This window comes from Pseudomonas sp. TE3895 (assembly GCF_056278855.1).
This window is the reverse complement of record NZ_JBWBQE010000001.1, coordinates 2,728,722-2,748,042: the sequence shown is the minus strand read 5'-3', so window position 1 is coordinate 2,748,042 and position 19,321 is coordinate 2,728,722. Positions and strand designations below refer to the sequence as shown.

The following is a 19,321-nucleotide window of genomic DNA, read 5'->3' as shown; positions in this document are numbered from 1 at the left end:
TCCCCTGTCAAGAGATCAGATTTTCCAGATCTTCGGCTGATAGACGTTTGAGGGCCTCCAAGGATTTAGCCAAGGCATCGTTGACCGCCTGGATGTGCGGCTGAGCACCAGCGATCTCGGCGCAGTAGGTTTGCAGGTCGTGGGTGGTGAACAGCGCCTTGACCGCTGTTTCCAGCTTCAACTGCTCACGCAGGCGCACGGTGACCTGGGTGGCCAGCAGTGAATGCCCGCCGAGGTCGAAGAAGTTGTCGGCAAGGCCGACCTGATCGACGTGCAGCACCTCCTGCCAGATCTTCGCCACTTGCTGCTGCAGCTCACTCTGCGGTGCCAGGTAGGCCACCCGGGCGACACTCAGGTCAGGGGCAGGCAGCCGGTTGCGGTCAAGCTTGCCATTGGGGGTGTGGGGGAAGGTTGCGACGAACGTCGTCCAGGTCGGCACCATGTACTCCGGCAACACGCTGCGCAGTTGCCGCTTCAGCGCCTCGCCCAGTGCCTCCCGCGTTTGCGCATCGTCGACCACGGCCACGTCCTGCGGCACCAGGTAAGCCACCAGCTGCTGGCCACCAGGCCCCGGCCGGGCGACTACCGCCGCTTCGCGAATGGCGGGATGACGCGCCAGTTGTGCCTCGATTTCACCGAGTTCGATACGATAGCCACGCATCTTCACTTGCTGGTCGATTCGCCCAAGGTATTCCACCACACCCTCGGCCCGGTAACGCGCCAGGTCGCCGGTGCGGTACAGCCGCTCACCGTTCCCGGCGAACGGGTCGGGGACGAAACGCTCGGCGGTCAGCCCTGGCCGCTGGTAATACCCGCGCGCCAGCCCCGCCCCGCCAATCAGCAGCTCGCCGGCAACACCAACAGGGACTGGCGCCAGGTCCTCACCCAGCAGGTAGAGCCGGGTATTGTCCAACGGCCTGCCTAGCAACGCCTGCGGCCTGGCGGGCTGCAAGCGGTGCAGCGCCGACCAGATGGTGGTTTCGGTCGGCCCGTACAGGTTCCACAACGGCCCGCCCAGGGCCAGCAGCCGCTGGGCCAGGTCATCGCTCAGCGCTTCGCCGCCACACAACTTCGTGCAACCCGCCAGCACCTCGCCGCGGCCGCTGTCTAACAGCATGCGCCAGGTCGAAGGGGTGGCCTGCAGCACGGTCACTGACTGCTGCGCTACCAGCTCCAGCACCCGCTGCGGGTCCTGTGCGGTATCCGGACCGGCCAGGACCATGCAGGCGCCCTGCACCAGCGGCAGGTACAATTCCAGCCCGAAGATATCGAACGAGAACGTGGTCAACGACAACAGGCGGTCGCCGGTAGCCAGCCCCGGCGCCTTGGCCATGCTGGCGATGAAGTTGACCAGCGCGCCGTGGGGCACCATCACCCCTTTTGGCCTGCCGGTGGAGCCCGAGGTGTAGATCATGTAGGCAAGGTGCTCGGCCGACAGGTGCGGCTGCGGGTTGTGCACACCGTAGGCTGCCACGTTGCAGCCACTGCCCAGCGGGTGCTCGGGCGCCAGCAACAGGCACTGGACCGTGGCCGGTATCGGCAGGCGTGCCTGGAGCGACGGCTGGGTCAGCAGCAGCCTGATGCCGCTGTCCTCCATCATGTAGGCCAGCCGCTCGTCCGGGTAGTGGGGGTCCAGCGGTACATAGGCACCCCCGGCCTTGAGCACGGCCAGCAAGGCGACGAGCATCTGTGGCGAGCGTTCGAGGGCCACCCCGACTTTGACGTCCGACCCCACGCCGCCTTCGATCAGGCGCCAGGCCAGGCGGTTGGCGTGTTCGTTGAGTTGCTGGTAGCTCAACGTCTGGTCTTCGAACTGCACGGCCGGTGCATGCGGTGTGGCATGGGCACGCTGCTCGATCAGGTGCTGGATGCAGGCGTCGGCAACCGGCACCGCCGTGTCATTCCAGGCTTGCCCGATCACGTCCAGCTCGCGGTCGCTGAGCAGTGGCAACGCAGCGATTCGCTGACCCGCGTCGGCCACGATGCCGTCCAGCAATTGCAGCCAGTGCCCGGCCATTCGCGCTATGGTGGTGGCATCGAACAGATCGGTGGCGTAGTTGAAAGAAGCGCCGATCTGCCCTGGCGCTTCGAAGGTTTCCAGGGTGAGGTCAAACGGCGCGGTGCGCGTTTCGCCAGGCAAAGCCTCGATACGCAGCGCTGTGTCGTTGGCGGCTTGCTGGCCATTGCCCTGGCGCTGGTGGTTGAACATGACCTGGAACAACGGGCTGTGGCTCAGGCTGCGCCCCGGCTGCAAGGCTTCGACCAGTTGTTCGAACGGCAGCTCTTGATGGGCCTGGGCGTCGCTGGCGGCCTGGCGGGCTTGCTGCAACAGCGCGCGGAAGGTCTGCTGCGGCTCGATTTGCGCGCGCAGCACCTGGGTGTTGACGAAAAACCCGATCAACCCTTCGGTTTCTACCCGGTTGCGGTTAGCGATAGGCACACCCACGCGAATGTCCTGCTGCCCGCTGTAGCGCTGCAGCAAGGCCTGGAACGCGGCCAGCAACAGCACGAACAAGGTCACCCCTTCGTGGCGGGCCAGGTCTTGCAGGCGTTGGCACAGTTCGGCCGGCAAGCTGAAGTCGTGCCGTGCGCCGCGGTAGCTCATCAGCCCCGGGCGGGGCCGATCGGTGGGCAGTTCCAGCACCGGCTGCTGGCCACCCAACTGCGCTTGCCAATAGGCCAGCTGCCGCTCGCGTTCACCGGCCTCCATCCAGCGCCGTTGCCAGATGGCATAGTCGGCGTACTGGATGGGCAGCGGCCGAACAGCCACGGCATGCCCTTGGCAGCAGGCACTGTAACCCTGCAGCAGTTCATCGACCATGACCTTCAGCGACCAGCCGTCAGCGGCGATGTGGTGCACCACCAGGCTGAACACATGGTCCTCGGCCGCCAGGCGCAGCAACGCCACGCGCAACACGGGGCCATGTTGCAGGTCGAACGGCTGCTCCCGGTGGGCTTCGACAAAGGCCTGAATCTGCGCCTGCTCATCGCCCACACCGCGCTCACGGCATTCGATCGCTACCGTCAGCTGTGGGGCGATTTGCTGGCGTGGGCCACCGTCGCGGCTGTCATGGGTGAACGTGGTGCGCAAGCTCTCGTGCCGCGCCAGCAGCGCATCGAAACTGCCTTGCAAGGCCTGCAGGTTCAGCGGGCCATGCAGGCGCAGGCTGACCCCGATGTTGTAGGCAGTGCCCTGAGGCTCCATCTGCCACAGGAACCATTGGCGCTCCTGGGCAAACGACAACGGCACCACGGTGGTGTCGTCGCGCACCAGCGGAATGGGCAGGTTGGCCGGGGACACGCCCTCTTCAAGCATTTTCTGCAGGTATTGGCGACGCTTTTCCAGCGGCAGATTGATGAAGCGCTGGGCAATTTTCGTGGCGACTGCGGTGTCCATCACACCTCCTCCATTTCGTCCAGCAGAGCCGACAGCTTGCTGAGTGTTTGTGTGTCCGCCGGCGCAGATGCCTGGGCCAGCTGTTCGGCGAAGCTCGCCAGGGTTGGGTGCTGGAAAATCAGTTGCGGGGTCAGGCTCAGGCCGAGTTCCAGTTGCACCCGCGATACCACGCTCACGGCCAGCAATGAATGGCCGCCCAGTTCGAAGAAGTGGTCGTCCAGGCCCACCTGCTCAAGCTTGAGCACGTCCTGCCAGATGGCTGCCAGCTGCTGTTCCAGCTCACTGCCTGGGGCGCGATAACCTTGCTGCAACAGGCTGGCATCGGCCTTGGGCAAGGCCTTGCGGTCGAGCTTGCCGTTGGCTGTCAGCGGCCATTGGTCGAGCAGCAGCAGGTGCGCCGGGACCATGTAGTCCGGCAGCGCTTCCTTCAACTGTTCGCGCAGCTGCGCGCGCAGCCCGGCCTGCTGCTCCAGCGCTACCTCGGCAGCGGGGATCAGGTAGGCCACCAGCTGCTGGCCGGTCGCGCCTTCCTGGGCCAGCACCAGGGCCTCGCGCACCTGCGGCTGGGCCTGCAGGCGGGCTTCGATTTCCCCCAGCTCGATGCGGAAGCCGCGGATCTTCACCTGGTGGTCGATCCGCCCGGCGTATTCGATCACCCCGTCGGCGTGGTAGCGCGCCAGGTCACCGGTGCGGTACAGGCGCCCGCCAGGGGCACCGAACGGGTCCGGCACGAAGCGCGTGGCGCTCAGGTCGCTGCGCTTGAGGTAGCCGCGCGCCAGGCCGGCGCGGCCCACGTACAGCTCGCCGATGCAGCCTTTGGCTACCGGGTTCAGGTCGCCGTCGAGCACATACCAGGACAGGTCGGGGATCGGCACGCCCATCGGGCTGCTGGCCGCCTTGCCCAGGTCAGCCAGCGACAGCGGCCGGTAGCTGACATGCACGGTGGTTTCGGTGATGCCGTACATGTTGACCAGCTGCGGCTGGCGGTCGCCGAAGCGTTCGAACCACGGTGCCAGGCTGTTGACGTCCAGCGCCTCGCCCCCGAACACCACGCTGCGCAGTGCCAGTGGCCGCTGCGGCTCGGCCGTGGTGGCCACCGCCATCAGTTGCTTGAACGCCGACGGGGTCTGGTTCAGCACCGTGACCTGTTCATCGGCCAGCAACTGGTAGAAGGCCTCGGGCGAGCGACTGGTGTGCTGCGGCACGATCACCAGGCGCCCGCCGTACAGCAGGGCGCCGAAGATTTCCCACACCGAGAAGTCGAAGGCATAGGAGTGGAACAGGCTCCACACGTCGTCGCTGCCGAAGCGGAAGTCGGCGTCGGTGGCCGTGAACAGGCGCAGCACGTTGCGCTGCGGCAGCAGCACGCCCTTGGGCTTGCCGGTGGAACCGGAGGTGTAGATCACGTAGGCGAGGTTGTCCGGGCTGACCGTGACCGGCGAGCAGGCCAGCGGGTCGGCCTGGCTGCTGTCATCGTTGCTTTCCAGGCTGAGCACGCGCACGCCTGCCGGCACCGGCAGGCTGGCCAGCACCTGGGGCTGTGCCAGCACGCGCTGCAGGCCGCTGTCTTCGATCATGTAGGCCAAACGGTCGGCCGGGTAGGCCGGGTCCAGCGGCACATAGGCACCGCCAGCCTTGAGGATGGCGAAGATGCCAACGACCATGTCCAGCGAGCGCTCGGCAGCCAGGCCGACCAGCACGTCGGGCCCGACCCCGTCGTCGACCAGGCGCCGGGCCAGGGCGTTGGCACGCTGGTTGAGCTGGGCATAGCTCAGGGCCTGGCCCTCGCAGGTGACGGCGATGGCATCGGGGGTGCGCTGCACCTGGGCCTCGATGCGGCTGTGCAGGGCCTGGTCGGCCGGGTGCTCGGCGGGGGCCGGGTTCCACTGGGCGAAGGTGGCCTGCTGCTGTTGCGCATCGAGCAGCGTCAGGCTGCCCAGCGCCTGGTGCGCCGAGGCCTCGACAATCTGCTCCAGCAACTGTCGCAGGTGCCCAGCCAGTTGCTCGACCTGCACGGCAGCGAAGCAGCCACGGTCGTAGCCGAAGGTCACCGACAGCGTCTCGCCCTGGTTGACCGCCAGGGTCAATGGGTAGTTGGCCTGCTCATGGTTGTGCACCGCATCGAAACGCAGCCCCTCGGGTGCCGTTTGCTGGAGGATCTCCGAGACCGGGTAGTTCTCGAACACCATGATGCTGTCGAACAGCCCCTCGCCGCCGTGACCGGCCCAGCGCTGGATCTCGAACAACGGCGTGTGCTCGTGTTCACGCAATTGCAGGTTGAGGCTTTGCAACGCTTGCAGCCATTGCACCACAGGTTGTTCCGGGCGCGGGCTGGCAACCACCGGCAAGGTGTTGATGAACAGCCCGATGTGCGCTTCGACGCCGCGCAGCTCGGCAGGACGGCCTGCTACGGTGACACCGAATGCGACCGCCGCCTGCCCGGTATAACGCTGCAACAGCAACAACCAGGCCCCTTGCATCAAGGTGTTGAGCGTGACCTTGTGCTGCCGGGCAAAATCGCTGAGCTGGCGGGTTTGCTGGCGATCACGCAGCAAGACAACCTGCCCCTGCCCGGCCACGTCGGCTTCGGCCAATGGCTGGCCGGTCGCCAGGCTGCGGCTGAGCAGTGTGGGCTGTTCCAGGTCCGCCAGGCGGGCTTTCCAGAACTGCTCGCTGGCCTGCGCATCCTGGCGCTGCAACCAGCCGATGTAATCGCGGTAACGCCCTGCCGGCGCCGCTGGGCGAGGCTCGCCGCGGGCCTGGGCACCGTATTGTTCGAGTACCTCCCCCAGCAGCTGCGAATAGCTCCAACCGTCCATGAGGATGTGGTGGTTGGTATCGATCAGGTGGTAGCGATCGTCGCCAATGCGGATGACCTGGATGCGTTGCAGCGGCGCCTTGCCCAGGTCGAACCCGCGCAGGCGTTCGGCGTTGGCCAACTGGTCGAGCGCGGTGGGCAGCTCCCGCCGCTCGCGCCAATCCTGGTACACCAGCGCCACGGCCAGGTGCTTGTGGATCACCTGCAACGGTTGCTGCTGGCCCTGCCACAGCACACTGGCGCGCAGCACCTCGTGACGGTCGTAGACTGCCTGCCAGGCGGCCCGCAGCCGTTCGGCATCCAGCCCCTGCACATCGGCACGCATCTGGTTGATGTAGTCACCGCTGCCCTGCTCGTACAGCGAGTGGAACAGCATGCCTTGCTGCATCGGCGACAGCGCGTAGATGTCTTCGACTTGCGCCGCCGGTACCGGCAACGCATCGAGCTGGGCCTGGCTCAGGCCCGCCAGCGGGAAGTCCGAAGGTGTCATGCCCTGTTCACCGGCCTCGTTGGCCTGCAGGCAATGCTCGACCAGGCTGCGCAGCTCGCGCCCGTAATCGTCCGCCAGGCGTTGCACGGTCTGTTCGTCAAACAGGTCGAGGCTGAACGTCCAGCCCATGCGCAGCTCGCCGCCATAGACCTGGCCATTGAGGCTGAGCCAGTTTTCCAGCGGCGCGTCAGCGCTCTGCTCGGCGCCGACGCCCAGCCGTGAAGGTTGCAGCAAGGCATCACCGGCGCCATCGAAGCTGGCGTCGAACTGCCCCAGGTAGTTGAAAGTGATGCGTGGTGTTGCCAGGCCTTGCAGGGCCTGACGCTGCTCGTCACTGCCAAGGTAACGCAGTACACCGTAACCCAGGCCTTTGTTGGGGATGGCGCGCAACTGCTCCTTGACCTGCTTGATCGACGCGCCCAGCTCGCCCTCGACGCGCAAGCACACCGGGTACAGGCTGGTGAACCAGCCGACGGTTCGGCTGAGGTCAAGGTCGGCGGACAGTTCTTCGCGGCCATGCCCTTCCAGCTGAATCAGCGTCGCGGCCTGGCCGCTCCAGCGACCCACCACGCGCGCCAGCGCAGTCAGCAGCAAGTCGTTGACCTGAGTACGATAGGTGGCCGGAGCCTCTTGCAGAAGCTGCCGGGTCACTTCGCGGTCAAGTTGCGTGCTGACCGTGCGCGCACGTCGGCGTTGTTGCCCGGCACCTGGGTGGTCGCAGGGCAGCTCGGCGTGGTCGTGCTGCAACTGCGCCTGCCAGTACGCCAGCTCGCTGCCAAGCCCTGCGCTGCCAGCATAGGCTTGCAACTGCCCGGCCCAGTCCCTGAGCGAACTGGTCTTGGCCGGCAGCACCACCGTTTGGCCCGCCACGCATTGACGATAGGCACGCTGCAAGTCTTCCAGCAGGATTCGCCAGGACACCCCGTCGACCAACAGGTGATGGATCACCAGCAACAAGCGCTGGCACTCGCCCGGTTGCGTTACCAGCACCGCACGCACCAGGTCGCCGCTGCCCAGGCACAGGCTGGCCTGGGCCTGGTCGCACAGTGCCTCTAGCGCCTGCGCATCGGCACAGTCACGCTGCCACAACAGCGCGTGGCGCACGTGCGCTTCGCCGAAACTGGCGCGCCAGCCCTGTTCGCTTTCGTCGAACTTCAGGCGCAAGCCGTCATGGTGCACCACCAACTGGTGCAGGGCGTGTTCCAGCCGGTCGGCATCCAGCGGCTGCAGGGCGTCCAGCAGCACCGACTGGTTCCAGTGATGGCGCTCGGGAATAGCCAGCGCGAAGAATTCGGCCTGGGCCGGCAGCAGGTGCAGCTCACCGCTGACCGGGCCCTGGTCGATCTGCTGCTGAGCGGCCCCCCGCCGAGCGACACGCGCCAGGCCCTGCACCGTCTGCTGCTCGAAAACATCCTTGGGGCTGAAGGCGATGCCGGCCTGGCGGGCGCGCCCGACCACCTGGATGGAAACGATCGAATCGCCACCCAGTTCGAAGAAGTTGTCGTCCAGCCCCACCTGCTCAAGCTTGAGCACGTCCTGCCAGATCGCGGCCAGCTGCTGCTCCAGTTCACTGCGCGGGGCAACATAGTCCTGGCGTGCCTGACTCATGTCCGGCAGCGGCAGCGCCTTGCGGTCTACCTTGCCGTTCGGCGTCAACGGCAGGCGCGCCATCAGCACCCAGTGCACGGGTACCATGTAGTCGGGCAGACGGGCTTTCAGGCTGGCTTTGAGCTGTTGCTTGAGCGCGTCGGCAGCCACAGCGTCATCCGCCACACAATAGGCCACCAACTGCGGCCCGTTGGCGCCGGGCTGGGCCATCACCACCGCCTCGCGTACCTGATCGCTGTCGAGCAACGCGGCTTCGATTTCGCCCAGCTCGATACGGAAACCGCGGATCTTGACCTGGTGATCGACCCGGCCGACGTATTCCAGCACGCCGTCGGCACGGCGCCGGGCCAGGTCGCCAGTGCGGTACAGGCGCTCGCCGGGCGCCCCGCAAGGGTGCGGAATAAAGGCCTGGGCAGTACGCAGTGGGTCGCCGACATAGCCACGGCCCACGCCGGTTCCTGCCACGCACAGCTCTCCGGTGACGCCCAGCGGCGCCAGCTCCAGCGCGGCGTCCAGCACATACAGGCGGTTGTTGTCGGTCGGGCTGCCAATGGGCAGGTACACGCCTTGCGTGCTCGCCAGGTCGACGCGGAAGAACGCCACGTCATCGGAACATTCGGCCGGCCCATAGGCATTGACCAGCCCGACATCGGGATAGCGCTGCAACCATTGACGAGCGAGCTCCGGCGCCAGCGCTTCGCCAGTGGGCAGCATCCAGCGCAGCGACGGCACCGCAATGGCCGGGGCCTGGAACATACCCTGGATCAACGACGGCACACTCTCGAGCACACTGATGCGCTGCTCGCGCACCTGCTGCAGCAAGGCTTCAGGGTCATGGGCCAGTTCGTTTGGCACAATCTGCACACAGCCGCCAAAGAGTGGCGCTGCAAGGAACTGCCACACCGAAATGTCGAAGCTCTGCGACGCGGTCTGGGCGATCACGTCGTCCGGCCCCAAGCCCAGGTAAGGCACCTTGCTCAGTTGGTTGTTGAGCATGCCCGCCTGCTCGACCATCACCCCTTTGGGCTGCCCAGTCGAGCCCGAGGTGTAGATCACGTACGCCAGGTGCTGCGGGCCACTGTAGCGCTGCGGATCGTGCTCGGCGCTGCCAGGCCGGTCGAGTGCTTCCAGCACCAGCAGCTGCGGCCGCCGTGCTTCGTCCAGTGCGTCCAGCAAAGCCTCGGCCTGCGCCTGGCACGCCTCGGTGCAGAGCAACACCGGGGTGCGGCTCAAGGCGACGATATGGCTCAGGCGTTGTTGTGGCAGGCCAGGGTCCAGTGGCAGGTAGCCGGCGGCGGCCTTGAAGGTGCCCACCATCATGCCCAGCAGCTCAAGGCTGCGCTGCGCCAGCAATGCCACTGGCTGGTCAGGCCCGACCCCCAGCGCAATCAGCCCATGGGCCACACGGTTGGCACAGCGGTTGAGCTCGCTGTAGCTGTACTGCCGGTCGCCGCAGCGCGCAACGACCGCCTGCGGGGTACGGGCCACCTGCGCTTCGAACAGCTCGGCATAACTGTGCTGCAGCGGGTAATCGGCAGCCGTCTGGTTGACGTGCTGCAACAGCCCTTCGCGAGTGGCAGGGGCTACCAGGCAGAACGCGCCCAGGCAGCTGTCCAGCGGCAAGCTCAGGCACTGCTGCAGCACATGCTGGAAGTTGTCCGCCAGCGCAGCCAGCGCCGGGCGCTGCAGATGCTCCAGCGCATGGCTGTAGTGCAACTGCAAGGTCTGCCCTTGGCTGATCGACAAGGTCAGCGGGTAATGCGTCTGTTCGCGGCTGTAGACCTCGCCGAAGCTCAAGCCTGCCGGGGCACCCTGCTGCAGCGCTTCAGAAACCGGGTAGTTCTCGAAGACCAGGATGTTGTCGAACAGGGCCTCGCCGCCCTGCCCGCTCCAGCGCTGGATGTCGAACAGCGGGGTGTGTTCGAACTCGCGCATGGCCACGTTCTGCGCCTGCAACTGCTGCAGGAATTGCGCGAACGGCAGCTGCGGGGCCGGGCTGGCAGTGACCGGCAAGGTGTTGATGAACAGGCCCACCTGCTGCTCGATGCCCTTGAGCGCCGCCGGGCGCCCGGCAACCGTGGCCCCGAACGTGACGCTGTCCTGCCCGGTATAGCGTTGCAGCAGCAACAGCCAGGCACCCTGCAGCAAGGTGTTGAGGGTGACCTTGTGTTGGCGCGCCAGTGCCACCAGCTGCCCGGTGGTGGCGGCATCGATCACCTGCACATGCTCGGCGTAGCCCTGCCCGGCTTCGGCCTGGGCCTCGTAGGCAATGGCCTGCGCCAGGCGGGTGGGCCCTTGCAGGTCGCGCAGACAGTCTTTCCAGAACGCTTCACCGGCAGCGGCGTCCTGCCGGCCCAGCCAGCCGATGTAATCGCTGTAGCGGCTGGTGACCGGTGGCAATGCCGAGGGCTGACCGTCGCCCAGCAGGGCGTACTGGTGCAGCACTTCGCCCAACAGCTGGGAGTTGCTCCAGCCATCCATGAGGATGTGATGGCTGGTATAGAGCAAGTGCTGTCGGGCCGGACCGGTGCGCACCAGCGCCAGGCGCAGCAACGGCGCCTGGCTGAGGTCGAAGCCCTGCTGGCGCTGGTCGAGTGCCAGTTGCTCAAGGGCAGCCTCAAGGCCTTCGCGCCCCTGCCAGTCGTGCACCACGAACGGCAGTTCAACGTGTTTGCGTACCACCTGCAGGGCCTGCTCGTGTTCCCAGTGGAACTGCGTGCGCAAGATATCGTGGCGCTGCAGTACAGCCTCCCAGGCACGGCGGAAACGCTCGACATCCAGGCCGTCGACATCGACGCGCATCTGGTTCACGTAATCCCCCGCCTGCTGCTCGTACAAGGCGTGGAACAGCATGCCCTGCTGCATCGGCGCCAGCGGATAGAGGTCGGCGATCTCGGCCGCGGGCACTGGCAGTTGGTCCAGCTGGGTCTGCGACAGGCGCGCCAGCGGGAAGTCGGACGGCGTTACACCGCACACCCCCGGTGTGCAGCAGTGCTCGATCAACGCCTGCAACTCGCGGGTGTAATCTGCGGCCAGGCGCTCAAGGGTGGCGCTATCGAACAGTTCGCGACTGAACGTCCAGCCCAGGCTCAGCTCACCGCCGTACACCTGGCCATTGAGGCTCAACAGGTTGCCCAGCGGCGCCTGCGCGTCGTGATCGGCGCCCTTGTCTTCCTTGGCCGGCACGAACAGCGCTTCGGCCTGATCGAAGCTGCCATCGAACTGGCCCAGGTAGTTGAAGGTGATTTCCGGCAGCGGTGCATGGCCCAGTTGCTGACGCGCCTCGGCGCTGCCCCATTGGCCCAGCACCCCGAAACCGATGCCGTTGTCGGGAATGCTGTGCAGGTGCTGCTTGACCTGCTTCAAGGTGTGGGAACGCTCGCTGGGCACCGCCAGCTTCAGCGGGAACACCGTGGTGAACCAGCCGAGCGTGCGGCTGAGGTCCAGGTCGTCGAACAGCGCTTCACGGCCATGACCTTCCAGCAGCACCGACACTTCGTCGCGCCCGGTCCAGCCTGCAATCACCCGCACCAAGGCTGCCAGCAGCAGGTCGTTGACCCGTGTGCGGTAGGCGGCCGGCGCCTCGCGCAGCAGCCGCTCGGTCCATGCCCGGTCCAGGCGGCTGTAAACCGTGTGGGCGTGGCACTGCTGATTGGCTGCGGCCAGGTCGCTGACCTGCCGACGCGGCAGTGCGGCGCGCCCCTGCAACTGCTCGCACCAGTAGCCAAGCTGGCCCTGCATGTGCGCTGCATGCCCCTGCAAGCGCTTGGCCCATGCCTGCATGGAATGGCTCTTGGCGGGCAGGTTCGGCTGGTTACCCGCAAGCAGGGCAGCGTAGGCCTGTTGCAGGTCCTCCAGCAGGATGCGCCATGACACCCCATCCACCACCAGGTGATGAACGACCAACAGCAAGCGCTGGCTGCCGTCCGCCAGCGTTGCCAGCAAGGCACGCAGCAATGGCCCGTTTTCCAGGTCAAGGCTGCGCTGCGCCTGCTCTACCAAGCTTTGCAACGTACCTTCGTCGGCCACCGCGGCCTGCCATAGCAGCGCCGCCTGGGCGCACTGGGCAGGGCTGCGGTAGCGCGCCTTCCAGCTGTCATCGGCGGGCGCAAAGCTCAGGCGCAAGGCATCATGGTGCTCGACCAGGGCGTGCAGGGCCTGGTCCAGGTCAGCAGCGTTCAAAGGCTGCCGTGGTTCAAGCAGGATCGACTGGTTCCAGTGGTGACGTGCCGGAATCTCCTGGGCAAAGAACAGCTGGTGCACCGGTAGCAGCAGTTGCTCACCACTGAGCGGCCCCTGGTCGGCTTGCACCTCGCATGCGCCGACCTGGGCAACGCTGGCCAGTGCGGCCACGGTCTGATGCTCGAACAGATCACGGGCACTGAACAGCAGGCCGTCCTGCCGCGCCCGACTGACCAGCTGGATCGAGATGATCGAGTCGCCCCCGAGCTCGAAGAAGTTGTCACTCACGCCCACCTGCGGCAGCTTCAGCACGCGCTGCCACAACGCGGCAAGACGCTGCTCCAGGGCATTGCGTGGCGCCACGTAGGCCTGCTGCAGGGCGCTGAAGTCGGGTGCCGGCAGTGCTTTGCGGTCGAGCTTGCCGTTGGGCAGCAACGGCAGTTGCTCAAGCACCAGCCAGTGGGTCGGCAGCATGTAGTCCGGCAGGCTCTGGCGCAGCGCCGCCTTCAGCTGCTCGCGCTGCTCGGCCGGCCCGTGTGCGGCAATGCTATCGGCCAGCACCAGGTAAGCCGCCAGCTGCTTGCCGCTTGGGCCGTCGACGGCTACCACCACGGCCTCGCGCACCTCGGCGCAGGCCAGCAGGCACGCCTCGATTTCGCCCAGTTCGACACGGAAGCCGCGGATTTTTACCTGGTTATCGATCCGCCCCAGGTAATCGAACTGCCCGTCGGCGCGCAGGCGAACCTGGTCACCGGTGCGGTACAGGCGCGCACCCTCGGTGCCAAACGGGTCGGGCACGAAGCGCTCGGCCGTCAGCCCCGGGCGCCCCAGGTAGCCGCGGGCCAGGCCGGCACCGCCCAGGTACAGCTGCCCGGCCACGCCTGCTGGCAGCAGACCCAGGGCGGCGTCCAGCACACACGCACTGCGCTCGCCGACAGGCTGGCCGATCGGTGCATAGGCGCTGTCGCAATGATCCCCGGCGCGGGTACGCCAGACCATCGGCGTGACCACGGTCTCGGTGGGGCCATACCCATTGATCATCACCTGGGGTTGCAGGCTTTGCTGCACCCGCTCGTAAGTCGCCCGCGGCATGGCATCGCCGCCAAAGCTGTAAAGACGAACCGGTGGAGGGTTACCGGCATGCGCCGCATGCTCGGCCAGCTGTTGCAGGTAGGCCGGCGGGAATCCGGCCATGGTCACCCCATGCCGGCGTATCTCCTCGTAGGTGCGCTCGGGGCTCCACAGCTCATCGTCGCGCAGCAGCAGGCTGCCACCCATGACCAGCGAGGTCAGCCAGCGTTCATGAGCACCGTCGAAGGCAAACGACAGGAAATGCAGCTCACGGTCCGCCGGGGTCATTTCGTACCATTGGCCAGTGGCCAGGCAGTGCATGGCCAGCGGCCCGTGTGCGACCGCAACGCCTTTGGGCTGGCCGGTAGAACCCGAGGTGTAGATCACGTAGGCCAGGTTCTGTGGGTTCAATGCCACGGTGGGTGCATGGTCGGCGCCCGGCTGCTCAACCCGTTGGTCGAGCAGCAGCGTACGCATGCCGGCCTGCACGTCCAGGCCCGGCAGCACCCGGCTGTGACTGAGCAACAGGTCGATGCCGCTGTCCTGCATCATGTAGGCCAGGCGCTCTGCCGGGTACTGGGGGTCCAGCGGCAGGAACGCGCCCCCGGCCTTGAGAATGCCCAGCAAACCGACAACCATGTCGAGCGAACGCTCCAGGGCGATGCCCACCAGCACGTCGGGGCCGACACCCAGCGCCCGCAGGCGGTGTGCCAGCTGGTTGGCCCGGGCCTCGAGCTGGCCGTAGCTCAGTTGCTGGTCGCCGACCAGCAACGCTACCGCTTGCGGTTGGCGCTGGGCCTGTTCGGCAATCAGCTGGTGGACCGCCGCCGGCGCGGCCGCGAGCCCCGCCTGTTGCCAGCCCTGCAACAGTGCCGCCTGCTCCTGGGGCGCCAACAACGGCAGCTCGCCGACAGCCTGGGCTGGGTCGGCAGCAAGGCCGCGCAGCAAGTTGCACCAGTGCTCAGCCATGCGTTGCAGGGTAGCGGCTTCGAACAGCTCGGCAGCGTAGAGGAACGACACGTTGATCGCCGCGTCGGTCTCCAGCGTTTCCAGGGTCAGGTCGAATTGCGCGGTGCCACCCTGCAGGGTCATTTCCTCGGCATGCAAACCTGCCAGGCTGGAGCTGCCAACCTGCTGGCCGGCAATGCTGAGGTGGTTGTACATCACCTGGAACAGCGGGTTGCGGTCCAGCGAGCGTTGCGGGTTCAAGGCTTCGACCAGGCGGTCGAACGGCAGGTCCTGATGCGCCTGGCCGGCCAGCGCCGTGGCCTTGACCTGGCTGAGCAGCGCCGCGCCGCTCATGGCCGGGTCGACTTCGACGCGCATGACCAGGGTATTGACGAAAAAGCCCAGGACGTTTTCCAGCTCTTGCCGGCTACGGTTGCTCACCGGTATGCCGATGCGTACATCGGGCTGTTCGCAGTAGCGTTGCAACAACAGGGCAAAAGCCCCGAGGAACAGCTGGAACAGGGTCAGCTCATGCTCACGCGCCAACTGCCGCAAGCGCTGCGCCAGTTCGCTGTCCAGGGCGAACGCGACCCGCCCCAGGCGGTGGTCTTTCAGCGCGCTACGCGGGTGGTCGATTGGCAGTTCCAGGATGGGCTGCTCGCTTCCCAGCTGCCCGCGCCAGTAGTCCAGCTGGCGCTGGAGCTCGCCCTGGTCGAGCCAGTGCTTGTGCCAGGAAGCGTAATCGGCGTACTGGATCGGCAGCTTGGCCAATGCCGGCGCCTCGCCCCGGTGCAAGGCCTGGTACAGGGCAACGAACTCACGCACCATCACGCTCATCGAACCACCATCGGAAATGATGTGGTGCAAGGTGACCACCAGCAGCTGGTCCTGCTCGCCCAACTGCAGCACCTTGGCGCGCCACAACGGACCGGTGCCCAGGTCGAACAGCCGCTGGGTCTCGGCCAGTACCTGAGCCTGTATCTGTGCCAGCTCGGCCGTTGCCAGCAGTCGGCCCCAGGTCAGCGGTAATTCACCCGCAGGCTGAATGCGCTGCAGCAACACGCCATCGCGCTCGACGAACGTCGTGCGGAAGGCTTCATGGCGTTCGCAGAGGATCACGAAGGCCTGGGTCAATGCGGCACGATCCAGTTCGCCACGCAGGCGCACGACCATAGGTGTGTGGTAGGCGGTGCTGTGCGGCTGCATCTGCCAGAACAGCCATTGCCGCTGCTGGGCGTGCGACGCGACCAGGGGCTGGTCACGCGGCACCGCGGCGATCGGCTCGACGTGCTGCGCGCCAGCGCCCATTACCTGTTCGGCAAAGCCCTGTAGCGAGTTGCTTTCGAAAAGGCTGCGCAACGGTACGTCACGCCCCAGGATGCGCCGGACCCGGGCGATGATCTGCGTCGCCAGCAGGGAATGCCCACCCAGGGCAAAGAAGTTGTCGTCAAGCCCTACCTGGGCAACGTTCAGCACGTCCTGCCAGATCAGCGCCAGCTGCTTCTGCAAGGTGGTCTGCGGGGCACGGTAGGCCTGTGCCGGGCCTTCGTCAGGCACAGGCAAGGCACGTAAATCGAGCTTGCCGTTGAGTGTCAGTGGCATGCCGGGCAATGCCATGAAGCGGCTCGGCAGCATGTAGTCCGGCAACTGCCTGGCCAGCGCCGCTTGTACGTCGGCAAGCACCTGCGGGGCGTCGGCCTGGCTGTCGGGCACCACGTAGGCGACGATACGGGCCGCGCTGCCGGTGCCGTGGATAACGGCCACGGCGTCGTGCACACGGGGCTGGCGCTTGAGGGTGTCGGTGATTTCACCCAGTTCGATGCGGTAACCGCGAATCTTCACCTGATGGTCGACCCGCCCCAGGTAATCGACCTGGCCGTTCGCCAACTGCCGCGCCAGATCGCCGGTTCGGTACACGCGGCTACCGGCGGCCCCGAACGGGTTGGGCACGAAGCGTTCGGCGGTCATCGCCGCGCGGCGGTGATAGCCTCGCGCCACCCCTGCGCCGGCAAGATACAACTCGCCCTGGCAGCCGGTGCTCAGCGGTTGCAGCGAAGCGTCCAGCACATAAGCCTGCATGTTGGCCAACGGCCGCCCAAGCGGCGCACGTCCCGTCGCCGGTGGCGCCTCGACCGCATCAGCGAGCGCGCCCACGGTGGTTTCGGTTGGGCCGTAATGGTTGAACAGCGTGCAGTGCGGGGCCAGCTGCGCCAGTTGTGCCATCAGCCCGGCGGGGCAAGCCTCGCCGCCCAGCACCAGCGCACGCTGCGGCAGTGCCCGGGCCGGGTGCGGGCCATCGAGCAAAGCCTGCAGGTGGGAAGGGACAATTTTCAGCACGTCCACGGCGTGTGCGTGCATGTAGGCGGCGAAACGCTCGGCGTCCAGGCTGATGTCCAGGGCAATCACATGCAGGCAGCTGCCGCTGCACAGTGCGCCGAACAGGGTGGTATGGCCAAGGTCGGCCGCCAGCGTGGAAACCACCGCCATGCTCGCGACCCGGCCCAGCGCCAGGCGCTGCAAGGCCGCCTGCACGTAGTTGGCCAGGGCGCCATGGCTGATGGTGACACCCTTCGAACGCCCGGTAGAGCCCGAGGTATAGATGACATAGGCCAGGTTATCGGCATTCAGCTGTGCAGGCGGAGCCGTCGTACTGAAGCGCGCCAGTTCCTCTGCTGCCTGGTCGAGCACCAGGTAGCGCACTTGTGTGTCCTGCGGTAGACGGGGCAGCAGCGCCTGCTGGGTCAGCAGCAGTTGAACACCGCTGTCGTCGAGCATGTAGGCAAGCCGCTCTTGCGGGTATTCGGGGTCGAACGGCACATAGGCACCGCCGGCCTTGAGGATGGCCAGCAGGCCAACGATCATCTCCACCGACCGTTCGACTGCAATACCCACCCGTACTTCAGGCCCGACGCCCCACTCGATCAGTTGGTGTGCCAGCCGGTTGGCATCGGCATCGAGTTCGGCATAGCTCAGTTGCCGGTCGCCGAACACCAGTGCCGGGGCCTGCGGCTGCTGCGCCACCTGCGCGGCGAACAGCGCAAGTATGTTGTCGACGGCGAACTCGCTGGCGGCCGGTTGGCTGGCCTGCAGCAGCCGCTGCCGCTCGCCGGCACCCAGCAGCGGCAAATCGCCGATGGCCGCCAGCGGGTCGGCGGCCATGGCCTGCAACAGGTTCAGCCAATGGCTCGCCATACGTTCGATGGTGGCCGGGGCGAACAATTCGCGGGCATAGGTGAAGGCTGCCTGCACCTGGCCGTCGCGCTCCACGGTATCGAGGGTGAGCTCGAACTGGACACTGCGCTCGTGGCGCTCCAGCACGTGCAGCTCAAGGCCTGATTCGCTGCGCAAGGCGCCGATGTCGGCGACGTTCGCCTGATGGTTGTGCAACACCTGGAACAACGGCGTATGGCTGAGGCTGCGCTCGACTTGCAGGCCTTCGACCAAACGCTCGAACGGCAAATCCTGGTGGCTCTGGGCCGCGCGGGTGGTTTCGCGGATATCGGCCAGCAATTGGGCGACGGACATCTGCGGGTCGAGCTCGGTGCGCAACACCTGGGTGTTGACGAATACGCCAATCAGCCCCTCGACTTCTTCGCGATTGCGGTTGGCGACCGGCACCCCGACACGGATGTCCTGCAGGCCACTGTAATGTTGCAAAAGCAGCTTGAAACCGGCCAACAGCACACTGAACAAGGTGACCCCTTGCTGACGCGCCAGGCCCGCCAGGCGCTCGCTCAGGCCCTGTGGCACCGCGATGGGCAGGCGCTGGCCCTGGCGGCTGGCATGCAGCGGGCGCGGGTAGTCGGCAGGCAACTGCAATACCGGGTGCTGGTCGCCCAGCTTGGCCTGCCAGTAAGCCAGCTGTCGCGCCTGCTCCCCGGCCTCCAGCCAACGCCGCTGCCACAGCGCATAGTCACTGTACTGGATCGGCAACTCAGGCAGCACCGGCACCTGCCCGCGAACCAAGGCGTCGTAGCCGTGGACGAATTCCTGGATGAGCACGTTCATCGACCAGCCGTCGGCGACGATATGGTGCAGGGTCAACAGCAGCACATGCTCCTGTGCCGCCAGCTTCAACAAGCGTACGCGAAACAGCGGGCCCTGCTGGAGGTCGAAGGGCAAACCGGCTTCGTCCCGCACCGCCTGCGCGACGGCGGCGTCGCGGGCTTCGGCGGCCAGCGCCTGAAGGTCGTGTTCTTCAATGACGATGGCCGCTGGCTGCACCACTTGCACCACGTCGTCACCCTGGGTCTGGAACACAGTACGCAGGGCCTGGTGACGCTGCAGTACCTGCTCAAAAGCGCGCTGTACCGCCGAGGTGTCCAGCGCCCCTTTCAGCACCACCGCACTGGGCAGGTTGTAGGCGGCACCGTGTGGGTCCAGTTGCCACAGAAACCACATGCGCTGCTGGGCATAGGACAGTGCATGGCGATCGTCGACGGCGACGTCCGCAGGGATCGGGAATTGTGAAAAGTCGATACCCTCGCTGGCCAGGGTTTCGAGAAACAGCCGCCGCTTTTCCACCGGCAGCTCAATGAAACGGCGGGCGAGCTTCAGGGACTTCTCAACATTCATCGGGTTTCATCCGTGCACATGGGTTTCGAGTAACAACTCGGCTATCCCTACGAAACGGATGGAACACCGGGAAAATTAACCCGTCACGGCCACCGGCAAAGGCAGGCTCAGCGGGGGCCTGGGGTTCGCCATGACAGACGGTTTTCCGGTTTGCCTGCCCTCGCGCGTCATAAGGGTACCGGCGGGATTTTCCTCATACCGCGAGGGATCGACGCGCAAGCCCCCCAAACCA

The 19,321-nt window shown here is 66.3% G+C and carries 2 protein-coding genes; both read right to left on the bottom strand.

Features of this window, described 5'->3' with window-relative positions; all coding sequences use genetic code 11:
* Positions 1–7 precede the first annotated feature (7 nt).
* A complete protein-coding gene (locus tag ACZ889_RS12360; protein ID WP_476257406.1) occupies positions 8–3,397 on the bottom strand; it encodes an amino acid adenylation domain-containing protein in 3,390 nt (1,129 codons plus the stop codon).
* Positions 3,397–19,089, bottom strand: a complete 15,693-nt coding sequence (locus ACZ889_RS12355) for a non-ribosomal peptide synthase/polyketide synthase (RefSeq protein ID WP_476257405.1) — start codon at positions 19,087–19,089, stop codon at positions 3,397–3,399. Before ACZ889_RS12355 ends, ACZ889_RS12360 begins: the two co-directional genes overlap by 1 nt.
* Positions 19,090–19,321: the final 232 nt, after the last annotated feature.